Annotated in this window: 14 protein-coding genes, 1 other RNA gene and 1 riboswitch; of the genes, 14 read left to right on the top strand and 1 reads right to left on the bottom strand. The window is 35.9% G+C overall.

What is annotated here, in order from left to right:
* Positions 1-2: 2 nt before the first annotated feature.
* The 13 genes from ACX9TM_RS08220 to pbuX all read left to right on the top strand — a co-directional run bounded on the left by ACX9TM_RS08220 (position 3) and on the right by pbuX (position 11,587).
* Positions 3-569 carry a YppG family protein gene (locus ACX9TM_RS08220; RefSeq protein ID WP_000487610.1) on the top strand — a complete coding sequence of 189 codons (567 nt, stop codon included), beginning with the start codon at positions 3-5 and terminating at the stop codon, positions 567-569.
* 155 nt (positions 570-724) lie between these two features.
* Positions 725-1,153, top strand: coding sequence for a CotD family spore coat protein (locus ACX9TM_RS08225; RefSeq protein ID WP_000546270.1), 429 nt, complete (start codon positions 725-727; stop codon positions 1,151-1,153).
* 56 nt (positions 1,154-1,209) lie between these two features.
* Positions 1,210-1,764: an SLOG family protein gene (locus tag ACX9TM_RS08230; protein WP_000862908.1), complete on the top strand. Its 555-nt coding sequence runs from the start codon at positions 1,210-1,212 to the stop codon at positions 1,762-1,764.
* 97 nt (positions 1,765-1,861) lie between these two features.
* Positions 1,862-2,197 (top strand): cell division regulator GpsB, encoded by a 336-nt coding sequence (gene gpsB, locus ACX9TM_RS08235; RefSeq protein WP_000622431.1) that lies wholly within the window; start codon positions 1,862-1,864, stop codon positions 2,195-2,197.
* Positions 2,198-2,283: 86 nt separating this feature from the next.
* Positions 2,284-2,674, top strand: an RNA gene (gene rnpB / locus ACX9TM_RS08240) — RNase P RNA component class B.
* Positions 2,675-2,854: 180 nt separating this feature from the next.
* The gene (locus ACX9TM_RS08245; protein ID WP_000521224.1) at positions 2,855-3,994 is read left to right on the top strand and encodes a THUMP domain-containing class I SAM-dependent RNA methyltransferase; all 1,140 of its coding nucleotides are present in this window, start codon (positions 2,855-2,857) and stop codon (positions 3,992-3,994) included.
* Positions 3,995-4,055: 61 nt separating this feature from the next.
* On the top strand, positions 4,056-4,238 hold the full coding sequence (locus ACX9TM_RS08250; protein WP_000368570.1) for a DUF3921 domain-containing protein: 183 nt from the start codon (positions 4,056-4,058) through the stop codon (positions 4,236-4,238).
* A 139-nt stretch (positions 4,239-4,377) separates the two neighbouring features.
* The gene (locus ACX9TM_RS08255; protein WP_000493709.1) at positions 4,378-6,315 is read left to right on the top strand and encodes an ATP-dependent DNA helicase; all 1,938 of its coding nucleotides are present in this window, start codon (positions 4,378-4,380) and stop codon (positions 6,313-6,315) included.
* A 101-nt stretch (positions 6,316-6,416) separates the two neighbouring features.
* Positions 6,417-7,934, top strand: a complete 1,518-nt coding sequence (gene ypwA, locus ACX9TM_RS08260) for a carboxypeptidase (protein ID WP_000215077.1) — start codon at positions 6,417-6,419, stop codon at positions 7,932-7,934.
* 48 nt (positions 7,935-7,982) lie between these two features.
* Positions 7,983-8,456, top strand: a complete 474-nt coding sequence (locus tag ACX9TM_RS08265; protein WP_000386779.1) for a GNAT family N-acetyltransferase — start codon at positions 7,983-7,985, stop codon at positions 8,454-8,456.
* Positions 8,457-8,594: 138 nt separating this feature from the next.
* On the top strand, positions 8,595-9,341 hold the full coding sequence (locus tag ACX9TM_RS08270) for a type I methionyl aminopeptidase (RefSeq protein WP_000022487.1): 747 nt from the start codon (positions 8,595-8,597) through the stop codon (positions 9,339-9,341).
* Positions 9,342-9,457: 116 nt separating this feature from the next.
* Positions 9,458-9,559, top strand: a riboswitch (purine riboswitch).
* 108 nt (positions 9,560-9,667) lie between these two features.
* Entirely contained in the window at positions 9,668-10,261 is a 594-nt protein-coding gene (locus ACX9TM_RS08275; protein ID WP_000866483.1) for a xanthine phosphoribosyltransferase, read from the top strand.
* Between the two features lie 3 nt (positions 10,262-10,264).
* Positions 10,265-11,587 (top strand): xanthine permease PbuX, encoded by a 1,323-nt coding sequence (gene pbuX, locus ACX9TM_RS08280; RefSeq protein ID WP_065212118.1) that lies wholly within the window; start codon positions 10,265-10,267, stop codon positions 11,585-11,587.
* Positions 11,588-11,602: 15 nt separating this feature from the next.
* Here the strand turns inward: pbuX and ACX9TM_RS08285 are convergent, their stop codons facing one another.
* A complete protein-coding gene (locus ACX9TM_RS08285) occupies positions 11,603-12,766 on the bottom strand; it encodes a DUF418 domain-containing protein (RefSeq protein WP_000193191.1) in 1,164 nt (387 codons plus the stop codon).
* Positions 12,767-13,316: 550 nt separating this feature from the next.
* On the opposite strand from ACX9TM_RS08285, the gene ACX9TM_RS08290 reads away from it, so the two are divergent.
* Positions 13,317-16,976: a dynamin family protein gene (locus ACX9TM_RS08290; RefSeq protein WP_048538185.1), complete on the top strand. Its 3,660-nt coding sequence runs from the start codon at positions 13,317-13,319 to the stop codon at positions 16,974-16,976.

The raw sequence follows: 16,976 nt of genomic DNA on the forward strand, positions 1-16,976 counted from the left end.
GCATGTTTCAACAACCTAACTTATATCAGCAAACGAATCCATATGCACAGCAAAATATGTACCAATATAATACGGATACATATTTACGGTATAATATGTATCCTTTCGAGCCTTATTATGGAAATCAAAATTATTATCAACCGTTTGAAGTGTCCTTTATGAATCAAGCTCAACAACCACAACAGCAGCAGCAACCTTATGTGAATCAAGCTCAACAACCACAACAGCAGCAACCTTATGTGAATCAAGCTCAACAATCACAAGCTCAGCAACCATACATGAATCAACCACAGCAGCAGCCTTATATGAATTCGCAATATTATATGCCACCACCATCTCCGTATGCTAATCAACAAGCGATGTTTTATCCACCAAAACAACCGTACCCGACGCAGGGTAAGCAAAAGCAACAACAGCCAAGTCAGTTTTCTAGTTTTGTTTCTCAATTTAAAACATCAGATGGTAACTATGATGTAAATAAAATGATGAATACAGCTGGACAAATGATGAATGCGATGAATCAAGTGACAGGTATTGTAAAGCAAGTTGGAGGCTTTTTTGGTAAGTGATGTTGAAGGATTGTCTATAAAAACAATGTAAATGAAATAAAGGACTAGACAAATTTCCTTGTAATAAATGGGTATATATAACAAACGGCTTTCTCTCTTTTCTCATACTGTAAAGTGTAATCAGATTTTTTTAACGAGAGAGGAGAGAAAAAACTATGCATCATTGTCATCCTTGCTTTGGAGGGCATAAGCCTACAGGACCTATTTGTACGACTGCTCCTGTCATTCATCCGACGAAACAATGCGTAACACACTCTTTTTCAACAACGGTGGTGCCACACATTTTCCCAACACATACAACACATGTACATCATCAACAAATTAAAAACCAAAACTTCTTCCCGCAAACAAATTCAAATGTAAATGTTGTGGACCCAATCGACCCAGGATTCGGTGGCGGATGTGGACCGTGTGGCCATGGTCATCATCATCATCACCACGGTCATCAAATATCTCCATTTGGGCCAGGACCGAATGTATCACCGTTTGGACCAGGACCAAATGTATCACCGTTTTTACCAAACAATGTATCACCAGTAGGTCCAAATATCGGACCAAACGTTGGTGGAATATTTAAAAAGTAAATGATATGTTAGAACTAGCGGAATGCTAGTTCTTTTTTTGTAATTGGAGTGTTGATATGAAAGTTATTGCAGTAACAGGATATAAGCCATTTGAACTTGGAATATTTAAAAATGATCATCCAGGAGTGGAGTGTATAAAGAAAGCATTACACCGTAAATTAATCACTTTTGTAGAAGATGGTTTAGAATGGGTTATAATAAGCGGCCAATTAGGTGTAGAATTATGGGCTGCTGAAGTTGTTTTTGAAATGCAAGTAGAATATCCTGATTTAAAATTAGCGGTATTCACTCCGTTTTTAGAACAAGAAGAAAATTGGAAAGAAGATAATCGTGAATATTACGAATTTATTCTTTCTCAAGCAGACCATGTTGATAGTATCACGAAACGGAAGTATGAAAGCCCAGAGCAATTTAAATTAAAAAATCAATTTTTTATTGAAAAAAGTGATGCGCTTTTAGCGGTATACGATGAAGAAAAACCAGGAAGTCCCAAATATATTGTAGAATCAGCAAAGAAAAAAGGAGAAATAGAAAATTATCACAGTTATTTCATTCTTTTTTCTGATTTACAAGATATAATAGAAGAGGAACAGTGGAATAATGCAGAGTAATATGTAATATAGTACTCGTATATATGATTGACAAAAAGCATTGTTTCTGAAAAAATTTAGTTAATGAAAGTTTTGGTAAAAATTTGAGGTGAAGAAAATGATTTCGGATAAAATTAAATTAACAGCGAAAGATATTTTAGAAAAAGAATTTAAAACAGGTATGAGAGGTTATCAGCAAGAAGAAGTAGACAAGTTTCTTGATATGATCATTAAAGACTATGAAGCTTTCCACAAAGAGTTTGAGCAATTAAAGCAACAAAATGCTCGTTTAAAGCGTGAATTAGAGGAACAAAAACTAGCAGTAACGCAAGTTCCACAACAACCTGTACAAACACCAGTTGCACAACCGGTTTATAACAACACGAATACGGATATTTTAAAACGCTTATCTAACTTAGAAAAAGCTGTATTTGGAAGTAAGTTATACGAATGATGTAAGGTGGGAAAAGGTTTAAGCATTTTACATAGAAAAAAACGTTGCAAAATCTTTTTGTTTCCACTATACTAATGGATGTCATAACGTTTGGGTAATCGCTGCAACGCCAACGTTGTAGAGGAAAGTCCATGCTCGCACGGCCTGAGATGGCTGTAGTGTTCGTGCCTAGCCAATTCATAAGCTAGGGTATTCTGGCTGTAAGGCTGGTTTAACGGCAGGGAAAAAACCTAAGTCCTTTCGGATATGGTTTGACTACCTTTAAAGTGCCACAGTGACGAAGTCCTTGAAGAAATGATAGGAGTGGAACGAGGTAAACCCCACGAGCGAGAAACCCAAATAATGGTAGGGGAATCTTTTCCAAGGAAATGAACGACGGGAAAGGACAGGTTTTATAACCTGTAGATAGATGATTGCCACCGGAGTACGAGGCGTGGGCCGTTTGTAGTACAAAGGAACAGAACATGGCTTACAGAACGTTATGAACCAACTATGAAATAACTCAGCTCTCCTTTGTTAGAGGAGGGCTTTTTATTTGTATGAAGTTATAAAGTATGAGTTAAAATGGTTAATGAGAAAATTTTTCGTAAAATGTAATAATTAATAGGACCAATTGCTATTAATTATTGTTTGAATATACATAAGAGGTGAATGCAAATGGGAAAAGTTACTTTAATTGCAACAGCGGCAATGGGTATTGAAGCGTTAGTTGCCCGAGAAGTTCGCGATCTTGGTTATGAATGTCAAGTAGAAAACAGCAAAGTAACATTTGAAGCAGATGAAAAGGCGATTTGTCGTACGAACTTATGGTTACGTACTGCGGACCGTGTAAAAATTAAAGTTGGCGAATTTAAAGCAACGACATTTGATGAGCTATTTGAAAAAACAAAAGCATTAAACTGGGGAGATTATATTCCAGAGAATGGTGAATTCCCTGTTATCGGTAAATCTTTAAAATCTGAATTATTCAGTGTTTCGGATTGCCAACGTATCGTTAAAAAAGCTGTCGTTGAAAAATTAAAAACAACATATAAACGTACAACTTGGTTTGAAGAAGATGGTCCGTTATTCCGTATCGAGATTGCAATGCTCAAGGATATTGCAACATTAACAATTGATGCGAGCGGTGTTGGGCTTCATAAACGTGGATACCGTATGGATCAAGGGGAAGCTCCGTTAAAAGAAACATTAGCTGCGTCTTTAATTAAATTAACAAACTGGAAGCCAGATCGTCCATTTGTTGATCCATTCTGTGGATCAGGTACAATTCCGATTGAAGCAGCATTAATTGGACAAAACATTGCACCAGGATTTAACCGTGGTTTCGCATCTGACGAGTGGGGCTGGGTAGGGAAACAAAACTGGCGTGAAGCTCGTCAAGAAGCTGAAGATTTAGCGAACTATGATCAACGATTACAAATCATTGGATCAGATATTGATCATCGTATGATTCGAGTTGCTCAAGATAACGCAGAAGAAGTAGGCTTAGGCGATTTAATTACATTTAAACAAATGCAAGTAAAAGATTTCACAACAAAAGAGGATTATGGCTACGTTGTAACGAATCCTCCATACGGAGAACGTTTAAGTGAAAAAGCACTCGTTGAACAACTGTATAAAGAAATGGGACAAGTATTCCGCCCATTAGATACATGGTCAGCGTATGTATTAACAAGCTACGAAGCATTTGAGAAGTGTTACGGAAAAGATGCGTCGAAGAAGCGTAAGCTGTTTAACGGATTTATCCGTACAGATTACTACCAATACTTCGGAAAACGTCCACCTCGTAATTCATAGTATAAAACTCCTCTAGCGCGCATATACTGGCTATTATGTAATGCGTAAAGGAGGAAGTCATATGGATAATTTTCAATTATCAATGATTCAAAAAGCTATTCACCGTACGTATGATGAGCTCGGAAAAGAAGTGGATAGTCAAGGTGCGATTGTAGATGAAATACAAAAAGCACAAGAAGAATATTTGTCAGCTCTTTCACATGAAACAGCGATTGATAAACGGTATTTAAAGTCATTAATATAGAAGAAAATTTTCCTTTTTCGAAAGGAAAATTTTTTTTCGTGAATTTCTATGTATTGCAACAGGGGAAAGTGGCTGCACACATATGCGTAGCAGTTGCTATTATCTTTTTATAGAAAAACTTTTTGGTTGGAGGCTAAGGATGTTTACTGAGAAGAGATTACCATTTGAAGTAGGAAAACAAGATAATTTTTATGATAAGTTGAATGAGTGGATTGGAGATGTGTTTTACGACATCCTTCCGGAAAAAGGCTTTGAAGAGCGTGATGAACAAATTTTTATGGCGTTTCAGTTAGAACGCGCTTTCCAAGAAAAGAAAGTTATGTTCGCAGAAGCTGGTGTAGGAACAGGGAAAACAATTGTATATCTTCTATATGCAATTTGTTACGCGCGTTATACTGGGAAACCAGCTATTATTGCTTGTGCAGATGAAACGTTAATTGAGCAGCTTGTGAAAGAAGAAGGGGACATCGCTAAGTTATCTGAAGCATTAGGGCTATCTGTTGATGTAAGGCTTGCAAAATCAATGGATAATTATTTATGCTTACGTAAACTTGAAGATGTTATGAGTGGACGAGCTCCAGAAGTAATTGAAGACGTATATTACGAGTTACCACAGTTTGTATTCGATCATGGTACGATGCAAAACTTTACTCACTATGGTGACAGAAAAGAATTTCCACTTTTAAATGACGAAGAATGGTCAAAAGTAAATTGGGATTACTTCCAAGATTGCTTTACTTGTGATTCTCGTCATCGTTGTGGACAAACTCTTTCTCGTGAACATTATCGTAAAGCAGCAGATTTAATTATTTGTTCTCAAGATTTCTATATGGATCATATTTGGACGTACGATGCTCGTAAGCGTGAAGGGCAAATTCCATTATTACCAGAAAGTAGCTGCGTTGTATTCGATGAAGGACATCTTGTAGAATATGCAGCTCAAAAAGCTTTAACATACCGTTTAAAGCAAACGATGATGGAGCAACTATTAACGAGATTGCTACAAAACGATATTCGTGAGGAGTTTGCACATTTAGTAGAAGAAACAATTTGGCAAACTGAACGATTCTTTGATGTGTTACAAGAGAATAAAAAGGAAATTGCCGGTTCTGATCGTCTAGAAATTACTGTGACAGAAAAAGTAACAGCTGAAGCGAAACGACTTTATGCAAAAATCGGTGAAGTTGGAGATGCATTAGTATTCGAAAGTGAAATGCATACAGTAAACACGTATGATTTAAATATTGTTGATGAGCATTTAGATGTATTAGAACATTCACTTCGTCTGTTCATGCACGAGAAAAATGTAATTACTTGGGGTGAAGAAGGTGATGGTGCCTTCACGTTAGTTATTATGCCGCGTGCAGTTGAAGAAGTGTTACAAGAGAAAGTATTCTCGAAGAAAATACCGTATATTTTCTCTTCTGCGACATTATCGAACAACGATTCATTCGCTTTCACAGCTAATAGCCTAGGGGTAAAAGATTACTTGTCATTCTCAGTTGCTTCACCGTTTGATTACGAAGAGCAAATGACAGTAAACTTACTATCACATACGAAAGAAAATGAATGGGAAAGAAAGTGTCAATATACACTTGAAAATATACAAAAAACAAATGGACGTACGCTTGTATTATTCCGTACAACGCAAGAGCTTGCAGCGTTCAAAGAGTATGTAAGTAAAGAGCAAATGTCGGTTCCGTTCTTATATGAAGGAGATCAGGAAATTAGCCAGCTCGTTTCTCGTTTCCAAAATGAAGAAGAGACTGTACTTTGTGCGGTTCATTTATGGGAAGGTTTAGATATTCCTGGTTCATCATTATCGCACGTTATTATTTGGTCTTTACCATTCCCTCCAAACGATCCTGTGTTTGAAGCGAAACGTAAGCACGTAAATGATCCATTCTGGGATGTAGATGTACCATATATGATTTTACGACTTCGTCAAGGAATTGGGCGTTTAATTCGTACAAGTGAAGATAAAGGTGCTATATCAATTTTCTTATCTGATTCAGAAGATGAGAAAGTAGTTGCAGCTGTGAAAAATGTACTGCCAGTAGAAGGTAAAGAATTATAAGGAGAAAGCTTGGCGCTTGCCAAGCTTTTTTTCTATTATAAAAGGAATTTATGTTTCTGTGTCGAATTAAATTTGAGGTAGAAAAAGGAGGCTTTTATACGATGACAGTTGCTACATATGAAGTAGAAAAACAATTTTTAACATACGTGAAGAAGATACAAAATTACGGAGAAGCATTAAGTTTAATGTTTTGGGATTTAAGAACAGGTGCACCCAAAAAAGGTGTAGATCAGCGTTCAGAAGTAATTGGTATGCTTTCGTCAGAAGTGTTTGCTATGTCGACTTCAGATGAGATGGGAAACTATTTAACAGAGCTTGAAGCTTTAATACGTGAAGATAAACTTTCTGAAACAACGAAGAAAATGGTTGAAGAGTGTCGGAAAGAATATGATAGAAATAAAAAAATTCCACAAGCTGAATATGAGGCTTATGTGAAATTAGAAGCGAAAGCAGAGAGTGTGTGGGAAGAAGCTCGTGAAAAATCTGATTTCGAAATGTTCCGCCCATACTTAGAAAAAATTGTTGAATTTAAAAAGAAATTTATTACATATTGGGGTTATGAAACATATAAATATAATACATTATTAGACATGTATGAGCCAGGTATTACAGTAGAAGTTTTAGATCACGTATTTGGTCAACTTCGTGAGCGCATCGTGCCGCTTGTAAAAGAAATCTCTGAGTCTAAAAAAGGATTAAAAACAAGTGCTTTATCGGAACAATTTTCAAAAGAAAAACAAAAGAACTTTACATTAGAACTATTAAAGCAATTGAATTATGACTTTGAAGCAGGTCGTCTTGATGAAACAGTGCATCCTTTCGAAATTACATTAAATAGAGGGGATGTTCGTATTACGACACGCTATGATGAAAAAGATTTTCGTATGGCTGTTTTTGGAACGATTCATGAATGTGGTCATGCAGTATATGAACAAAATATTGCAGAACAATTTGAAGGTACACCACTTTGCAGTGGTACATCTATGGGTATTCACGAATCACAATCATTATTCTTTGAGAACTTTATCGGCCGTAATAAATCATTCTGGAAGAAAAATTATGATTTATTAAAAGAGTATAGCAATGGTCAATTTGATGATATGTCAGTCGATGAATTTTATGATGCAATTAACGAATCGAAGCCGTCATTCATTCGTATAGAAGCAGATGAGCTTACATACCCGCTTCATGTTATGGTGCGTTATGAATTAGAGAAAGAATTATTTGATGGTACATTACAAGTGAAGGACTTACCAGCAGCTTGGAATGATAAGATGGAAGCATATTTAGGAATTCGTCCGGAAAATGATGCACAAGGTGTATTGCAAGATGTTCACTGGGCTGGTGGCTCATTTGGATACTTCCCATCTTATGCGCTTGGTTACATGTATGCAGCGCAATTTAAGCAAAGAATGTTAAAAGACATTCCGAACTTTGATGCATTATTAGAAGAAGGAAACGTAACACCGATTCGTGAATGGTTAACAGAACATATTCACCAATATGGTAAAACGAAAAAGCCGCTTGAAATTTTAGAAGATGTAACAGGTGAAGGCTTAAATGCAAACTACTTAGCCGATTATTTAGAAGCGAAATATAAAGAGATTTATGAGTTGTAAAAAAAAGAGCTGCTTAATTGCAGCTCTTTTTTAAAGGGGGATGGGAGAATGGACTATACATATACAGTAATGACGCAAGAAGAAGCAGAAGAAATTGCATACAACTGGCATTATGAAGGGAAATATTCCTTTTACGATATAGAGGCAGATGAAGAAGATTTAGCTGAATTTTTACATGATGAAAGTAGAGGGAATCATACATTTTCTGTGAAGGAAAATGGCACTCTCATTGGTTATTTTACTGTTTGTAAAATAAATGACGGAACGGTTGATATTGGTCTTGGAATGAGACCTAATATAACTGGGAACGGATTTGGTTTACAGTTCTTAAACGCTATACTAGCTTTTAGTAAAGAAAAATATGGATGCAAGTATATAACACTATCAGTAGCTATATTTAATGAGAGAGCGATTAAAGTGTATAAAAGGGCAGGATTTGAAGTAGTTGGAACGTTTATACAGAAAACAAATGGTAGTTGTTTTGAGTTTTTGAAAATGAATTATATATGTAAAAATGATTAAAAAACAGAAGAATCTCCTTCTGTTTTTTTATGCAGAAATAAATCATACTTTTTGTAATTGGAAGTTTTGAAATTTTGGAAGAGGATGTGTATGATTGAAGTTTAATAGTAAATAGCAAGTTTAGTAAGGAGAGACAGCATGAGTATAATTAAAACGAAAAATGAAATAGAGTTAATGCATGAATCGGGAAAATTACTTGCTTCATGTCATAGAGAAATTGCGAAGATGATGAAACCAGGTATTACTACAAAAGAAATTAATACGTTTGTTGAAGCATATTTAGAACAGCATGGTGCAACGTCTGAGCAGAAAGGGTACAACGGATATCCATATGCGATATGTGCATCTGTAAACGATGAAATGTGTCATGCGTTTCCGGCCGATGTTCCTTTAACTGAGGGTGATATTGTAACAATTGACACGGTAGTAAACTTAAATGGGGGTCTTTCAGATTCTGCTTGGACGTATAGAGTTGGAAAAGTTTCTGATGAAGCAGAAAAGTTGTTGTTAGTAGCTGAGAATGCTTTGTATAAAGGAATTGACCAGGCGGTAATTGGTAATCATGTAGGAGATATTGGCTATGCAATTGAAAGTTATGTAACAAATGAAGGTTTTTCTGTTGCAAGAGACTTTACGGGACATGGAATCGGTAAAGAGATTCATGAAGAACCAGCAATTTTTCATTTTGGGAAACAAGGACAAGGACCTCAGTTACAAGAAGGAATGGTAATTACAATTGAACCGATTGTAAATATAGGTATGCGATATTCTAAAGTAGATTTAAATGGGTGGACTGCACGAACGATGGACGGGAAATTATCAGCTCAATATGAGCATACAATTGCGATTACAAAAGATGGGCCAATCATTTTAACGAAGTTGTAATTGGAAATGAAAGAGTTTGCAAAACTCGAACAAAAATAGTAGTTTTTAAAAATTTGTACGTGTTTTTTCGATAAATGCTTTTCAAAGCATAAAAAGTACGTTATAATCCTTCTATAAAATAAATAGTTAGCTACACTCATATAATCGCGGGGATATGGCCTGCAAGTTTCTACCGAAGTACCGTAAATACTTTGACTATGAGTGAGGACGAATATAATTGCTTGTTTAGCATTCTTTTTTTGCGAAACTCCAAAAGCGCGTCTCTCACTTGTAACGAGTGGTGGTGGCTTTTGGAGTTTTTTTATTGCATAAGAGGGGGAACAAACATGAAAGTATTACAAGAAAAGATTTTGAACGAAGGAAAGGTTTTATCTGGTGACGTATTAAAGGTAGATGCTTTTTTAAATCATCAAATTGATCCAGTACTTATGCAAGAAATCGGAAAAGAATTTGCTAAACGTTTTAAAGAAGAGAACATTACAAAAATCGTGACGATTGAATCTTCAGGCATTGCACCAGCAGTTATGGCTGCATTAGAGCTTGGTGTAAAAGTAATTTTTGCACGAAAACGTAAATCGTTAACGTTACAAGATAATATGTACGTTGCAAACGTATATTCATTTACAAAACAAGAAACAAATGAAATTTCATTATCTCGAAATCATATCGATGAAAATGATCGCGTGCTAATCATCGATGACTTTTTAGCAAACGGTCAGGCTGCTTTAGGTTTAATGAGTTTAGTAGAGCAAGCTGGAGCGAGTATTGCAGGGATTGGAATTGTTATTGAAAAAGCATTTCAAGATGGAGGAAAGAAGCTTCGTGAACAAGGCGTTCGTGTTGAATCACTAGCAGAAATTGCATCACTTGATAACGGCACAGTTACATTTGTACAGCAAGAAACTGCGGAGGTGAAATAAACGATGAAGCAGCATCCATTTAAAATTGCATCGCTTGGTATGCAGCATATGCTTGCAATGTATGCTGGAGCAATTATCGTTCCGCTTATTGTGGGCGGTGGACTTGGTTTAAATCAAAAAGAGTTAACATATTTAGTCTCAATTGATTTATTAATGTGCGGCGTTGCGACAATTTTACAAGCATTATCAAATCGCTTTTTCGGTATAGGACTTCCCGTTGTACTTGGTTGTACATTTACAGCCGTTGGACCGATGATTGCGATTGGAAAACAATACGGTGTGTCTTCAATTTATGGAGCAATTATTGCTGCTGGGTTATTCGTTGTTATTTTTGCGAAATTATTTGGAAAACTTGTAAAACTGTTTCCACCTGTTGTAACAGGATCTGTTGTTACTGTAATTGGAGTTACACTTGTTCCAGCAGCAATTAATGACATGGCTGGAGGAGTAGGAAGTAAGGATTTCGGTAGTCTTGAAAATTTAGCATTAGCATTTGGTGTGTTATTATTTATCATCATTATGTATCGTTTCTTTGATGGATTTATTCGTTCAATCTCTATTTTACTAGGTCTATTGTTCGGTACTATCGTTGCAGCGTTTATCGGGAAAGTAAGTTTGCAAGCGGTTGGAGAGGCGGATTGGTTCCACGGTATTCAACCATTTTACTTTGGTACACCAACATTTGAATTAACACCAATTATTACGATGATTCTCGTTGCTTGTGTAGGGATTGTAGAAGCAACGGGTGTATACTTTGCATTATCTGATATTTGCAATAAAAAAATCGGTGAAAAAGAATTAACAAAAGGCTATCGCGCAGAAGGATTAGCGATGGTGTTAGGTGGCATTTTCAACGCGTTCCCATATACAACATACTCTCAAAACGTAGGACTTGTTCAATTAACTGGAGTAAGAAATCGCGTTATTATTTATACTTGCGGTGGTATGTTAATCGCACTTGGTTTCATTCCTAAAATCGCAGCTATTACAACAATTATTCCGAAATCAGTACTGGGCGGTGCGATGTTAGCGATGTTCGGTATGGTTATGGCATATGGTATTAAAATGTTAAGTAGCGTTGACTTCGGAAGACAAGAAAACTTATTAATCGTTGCATGTTCTGTCGGAATTGGGCTTGGCGTAACAGTCGTTCCTACATTATTTTCACAACTCCCAGAAAGCATTCGTATTTTAACAGATAACGGAATTGTACTTGGAAGTGCGTCAGCAGTACTTTTAAATATCGTATTTAATATGGTGCCGCAGCGCAAAGTGAAAGTAGAAGAAGAGCCAGTATCTATGCAAAGTGCAGTAAGAGAAGCGTAAAAAAGCAAGGTCTCGTTATGAGACCTTGCTTTTCTTTTTAAGTGGCATCATTTTCCCGTAAGTACCAAGACGCCAAATGTACTCAAGTGGTCCGTATTGGTAATGTGAAAGCCACCAGCGGCTAATAAAGATTTGTAACGTGTAGAAACTAATGCAGAATAGTGGTCCAACCCATAGTGGAGCCAGATAATCATTTTTAAACAATAGCCCGAATACAAGTAATGTAACAATTGTATGCGAGATGTAATTTGTTAATGCCATTCGTCCAACGTATTGGAATGGACGTAATAACGTTTGCCATTTTTCTTTTTGTAATAAACGCATTAGTGTGAAAATGTAGAATATGAATAACGTTTTTCCGCTAAACATTGTAAAGACCTGCATATAAATTGGTTCATAAAATGGTTTTGATAAGAAGTAACGAACCATGAAGAACCACATTGGTAATGTAAAAAGGAACATAATAATTTGCCATTTTTTAAGCTTTGGATCTAACTCTTTCGCGCGGCGGAAAATATCCTTTTTGCCGGCGTATAAACCAAGTAAAAACAGCCCAACTGTTTCTGGGAGCATAAGTAAATTTAAGCCAATTCCATCAGCGTAAAATGCATGGAAACGATTTTGTATTTGTGACAGCCAGTCTTCTAATGGCATGATAGGTAAGGAAAAACCTAGCTCTTCCTTTGGTACCAATGCAACCGTAATACCAGCCATTAGCATAATGAATTGAAAAATACTCAATAAAACGATAGCCCATATTAAAATAGTACGAGGTTCTCTCTTATAAAATAAAAATAAGAAAAATCCAGCAATCGCATAAGTATGTAAAATGTCTCCGTCCCATAAAAGAACGTAATGTAAGAAACCGAATAATAATAAAATAAGTAAGCGGCGAACAAATAAAATTTTTGGATGATCTGTTTTCGCTTCAGCACGACTCATAAAAATATAAAAACCTAATCCGAATAAAAACGAAAAAATTGTATAAAATTTCGTTTGAATAAACATATCGTAAAATAGGCGAATGTAGCTGTCTATCCCTTCGTAAATTCCTGAAAGATCACGTGAGTCAACCCCGGCGATAACAGGCCAATTCACAAGAAAAATACCTAGTACAGCTATTCCTCTAATAATATCAATGGAGTGTATCCTCTCGCCTTGTGTGAGATTTTGTGTCATTTTTTTCCTCCTTGTTAAGTAATTCCCTTTTATTATACGAAATGTAAGGTGGAGGGGATAGGGGATATTTCCATTTTTTTAAACTGTTAAGTTATGTAGGATGAGATATAATAAGAGTGCACAACAAGTTTTAACCTTTTTCAAAACAGGCAGTAAAGCTCCTTCTTATAAGGAGCTTTCTTTATGAAAAGTGTTGATAATGATTCTCTTTAATGATAAACTGTATTCAAAAGTGATAATCATTATCAAAAAAAGGTTGGTGCGTAAGTATGGTATATGCATTAGTAGCAGGTACAGTCGCTGTATATGCAGTTATTGCGAAGTATGTTTTAAATGGAGTAGGAACAGCAAAATGAGTGATATGACATAAAATCCCTTTCATTTGTAAAAAGAATGAAAGGGATTTTTTATTTTTAATGAGAATATGCTGAAAATTTAGTATGATAGTAAAGTGAAACTGTAATCAATGGGTAGGTGTAACTCTCACTGGTTATGAGCTCGCAAATAGCGGGGAAAAGTATATACATCTTGGATAAAGGGGAACAAGGGGATGACAAACATAGTACAGACAAACGGTATGAAAAAACTTGTTTGTTTTTATGAAGAGTGGCAAAAACACGGCGATGCAGAGAATAGTTTAAAGTTGTTTGAGGTAATTCAAAAATATAAACAAGAACAGCTTATGATAGCGTTCTGCGGTCACTTCTCTGCAGGGAAATCAACGATGATGAATCATCTATATAAAGCGCAGTTGTTACCGACAAGTCCAATTCCGACAAGCGCTAACGTTGTCAAAATTGAAAAAGGAATGGATCGTGTTGTTGTAACGGTTAAATCTGGAGAGCAGTACGAATATGACGGTGCATATTCAGCAGAAGAATTAAAACAAATTTGTAAAGACGGCGATGAAGTAATTGGTGTTCATATTTATCGAAACGACGCGCCGATTCCTGAAGGGGTTATGTTAGTTGATACACCAGGGATTGATTCAACAGATGATGCCCATCAATTAGCGACAGAGTCGACACTTCATCTGGCAGATGTCATTTTTTATATGATGGATTATAATCACGTCCAATCGGAAGTGAATTTACAATTTGTTAAAGAATTGAAACAACGTAATAAAACGGTTTATCTCGTTGTAAATCAAATAGATAAACATAAAGAAAATGAATTATCGTTTGAGAATTATAAAGATAGTGTAAAACAATCATTCTCTAACTGGGATATTGAAGTAGATGGTGTTTATTATACGTCATTACGAATGATGAACCATCCACATAATGAAATTAGAAGCTTAGAAGCGTTAATTACTTCTATTATGAAAGAAAAAGAGCAGTATGTAAGGACTGGAATGGAGCGAGAAACAGAATATTTAATGGGAGAACATTTCTCGTTTATTGTTTCTGAAAATGAAAAAGCTCTCTTGAAATATGAGGAAGAGTTAGCATCACCACTTTCTATTTCAGAGGTAGTTGAAAAGAAGGAAGAGTTAACGGAAGCGAAAAATCGTGAGGCAAGTAAAGAATCTTATGTGAGAAATGAATTTATAAAAGGTTTACAAGCTATATTAGATAACGCATATTTAATGCCGTTTGAAATGAGAGAATTGGCAAATGCATATTTAGAAACGAAATTAACAAAATTTAAGGTCGGTTTGCTATTTGCGAAAGGAAAGACGGAGCAAGAAAAACAAAGACGTGTAGAGGCGTTTTATTCTGCCCTTCAAAAGACTGTTGAAACGCAGCTTGATTTTCATGTGAAGGAATTTATTGTAGCCTTCTTAAAAGAAGAAGGATTGTTCACGGAGGAAATTGGGAAAGACATATATGGGTTAGAAATTGCTTTCGGACCAGAAATGTTGGCCGAAGTAATTAAACAAGGTGCAGGTTTCACAGGTGATTACTTACTTCTTTATACAGCGGATGTAGCGAATGAACTGAAGAAACGTTATTTTATAAAAGCACAGCAAATTTTTGATAAAAGTGCGGTCGTTTTAAAGCAAAAGGTGAGGGAAGCAGTTGCTCGTATTGAAGAAGAGATTGAAACATATACGATGTTGCAAACGGCGAAAGAAACACAATTACAATACAGTAACAATTTGGAGGCATATGAAGACTATTTACGAAATGTTTGGCACGATCATGTTGCTACGCCTGAAGGGCTGCAAATAGATGAGATATTGCAAAGGGAAAAGCAAATTGTTAGTGAGAAATTTACACTACAAGAGCAGGAAATCGTAAGCGATAACGTAGCGGTTCATGAAGAAGAGCTGAAAGGAACGGCGGCTTTAAATATTCAGCGGATATTAGAGAAAGTGAAAAAAGCTGAAACGATATTAGAGCCATTGCCAGCGCTGAAACATGTACAGCAAGAGGTAATAGAGAAAAGAAGACGTGTGGAAACAAAACAATTTACAGTAGCGTTATTCGGGGCATTTAGTGCTGGAAAATCATCATTTGCCAATGCCTTACTCGGTGAGAAAGTACTTCCTGTATCACCAAACCCGACGACGGCAACGATTAATCAAATTTTGCCGGTTACAGAGGAAAAACCACACGGAACAGTAATTGTTCAGTTTAAATCAAAGCAAGCGTTATTAGAAGATATGAAAGCTGTTTATAAGCTGTTTCATTATGAGATTGCTACGTTAGATGAAGCGTTAGCACAAATTGATAAAGTTATGAAATATCCTTCACCAACTGGGAAGCAAAAAACAACATTTAGCTTTTTACGAGCGGTACAAAAAGGATATGATGCAGTTTCTACTTATTTAGGAGAACAAGTACAAGTTACATTAGAAGAGTTCTCTGATTATGTAGCGAATGAAGAGAAATCATGCTTCGTTGAGTATATGGAACTTTATTATGATTGTGCTTTAACAAGGCAGGGAGTAGCGCTTGTAGACACACCTGGAGCGGATTCTATTAATGCTCGCCATACGGATGTTGCATTCCAGTATATTAAAAACGCAGATGCTATTTTATTTGTAACATATTATAATCATGTATTCTCTCGTGCTGACCGTGAATTTTTAATTCAGCTTGGTCGTGTAAAGGATACTTTTGCCCTTGATAAAATGTTCTTCTTAATTAATGCGGCGGATTTAGCAGAGTCTGAAGAAGAACTTGAAATGGTAAAAGGTTATATCGCAGATCAGCTGCTGCAATACGGTATTAGAAATCCGCGTTTATTTGCAATTTCAAGTTTATGTGCGCTTGAAGAGAAACAAGGAAAGAATGTTGAAAAAGAGAAGTATGGTATTTTACAAAACTCTGGGATTACGAAGTTTGAGGAATCATTTACGTCCTTTATGATGAGAGATTTAATGCTTGTTTCTGTGCATGCTCTATATGGTGCTTTGCAAGGGGCAGATCAGCTTTTAGTAAACATGATAAAGGGTGCAAAACAGGGGAATGAAGAGAAAGAGAAGCAAACGAAAAAATATGAAGCAGAGCGTGATCAACTACTTCATATCATTTCATCATATAGTGTACTTGCTGAAGAACAGGCGATGCAAAATGAAGTGAAAGAGTTGCTTTATTACGTGCAACAGCGTCTATTCCTGCGCTATAACGATGTGTTTACTGAATTTATTAATCCGGCGTCACTTCGAACGGATGGAAATGTGAAAACACAATTGCAACAGTGTGTTATGGAATTAGTAGCATTTATTCAGCATGATTTATTGCAAGAAATGCGTGCGACATCATTACGCCTTGAAAAATGGATAGACGAAGCGATGAAGCGTGCAAAGGACGAAATTGTAGTGAACTGTAAAGTAGAAAATGAATCAATTTCTATGAATGGAATAGTGGAGTATGAATATAAAGATATTACACATAAAGAACCGTTCCCTTCAGTTGAAATAAAAGATTTCAAAAAAGCACTGGCACATTTTAAAAATGAGAAAAGCTTTTTTGAAAAGAATGACAAAGCTTTTATGCAAGAAGACGCTAAATCTGTATTAGAACCGTTCGTATCAAACTATGTAGCTGATGAAAAAGATTTATTTGTTCATCATTATAAGCAAGAGTGGGATATGAAGTGGAACTTATTCCAAAAAGTGATGCAGCAAGATGTGATGAACTATTATGAAAGTATATTGTTTGCATTGGCTGAAACGATCGATGTATCTCTATATGAACAAAGTAAAGAACAATTGCAAAAGCAGTTAGTAGAGATTGAAAAAGAAATTTATGTTATATAG

The sequence above is a fragment of the Bacillus sp. LH1 genome (assembly GCF_057924895.1).

Excerpts from the sequence above, each read along its gene's own strand:
- ACX9TM_RS08220 (WP_000487610.1), top strand. The coding sequence starts at position 3 with ATGTTTCAACAACCTAACTTATATCAGCAAACGAATCCATATGCACAG.
- ACX9TM_RS08225 (WP_000546270.1), top strand. The coding sequence starts at position 725 with ATGCATCATTGTCATCCTTGCTTTGGAGGGCATAAGCCTACAGGACCT.
- ACX9TM_RS08230 (WP_000862908.1), top strand. The coding sequence starts at position 1,210 with ATGAAAGTTATTGCAGTAACAGGATATAAGCCATTTGAACTTGGAATA.
- gpsB (WP_000622431.1), top strand. The coding sequence starts at position 1,862 with ATGATTTCGGATAAAATTAAATTAACAGCGAAAGATATTTTAGAAAAA.
- ACX9TM_RS08245 (WP_000521224.1), top strand. The coding sequence starts at position 2,855 with ATGGGAAAAGTTACTTTAATTGCAACAGCGGCAATGGGTATTGAAGCG.
- ACX9TM_RS08250 (WP_000368570.1), top strand. The coding sequence starts at position 4,056 with ATGGATAATTTTCAATTATCAATGATTCAAAAAGCTATTCACCGTACG.
- ACX9TM_RS08255 (WP_000493709.1), top strand. The coding sequence starts at position 4,378 with ATGTTTACTGAGAAGAGATTACCATTTGAAGTAGGAAAACAAGATAAT.
- ypwA (WP_000215077.1), top strand. The coding sequence starts at position 6,417 with ATGACAGTTGCTACATATGAAGTAGAAAAACAATTTTTAACATACGTG.
- ACX9TM_RS08265 (WP_000386779.1), top strand. The coding sequence starts at position 7,983 with ATGGACTATACATATACAGTAATGACGCAAGAAGAAGCAGAAGAAATT.
- ACX9TM_RS08270 (WP_000022487.1), top strand. The coding sequence starts at position 8,595 with ATGAGTATAATTAAAACGAAAAATGAAATAGAGTTAATGCATGAATCG.
- ACX9TM_RS08275 (WP_000866483.1), top strand. The coding sequence starts at position 9,668 with ATGAAAGTATTACAAGAAAAGATTTTGAACGAAGGAAAGGTTTTATCT.
- pbuX (WP_065212118.1), top strand. The coding sequence starts at position 10,265 with ATGAAGCAGCATCCATTTAAAATTGCATCGCTTGGTATGCAGCATATG.
- ACX9TM_RS08285 (WP_000193191.1), bottom strand. The coding sequence starts at position 12,766 with ATGACACAAAATCTCACACAAGGCGAGAGGATACACTCCATTGATATT.
- ACX9TM_RS08290 (WP_048538185.1), top strand. The coding sequence starts at position 13,317 with ATGACAAACATAGTACAGACAAACGGTATGAAAAAACTTGTTTGTTTT.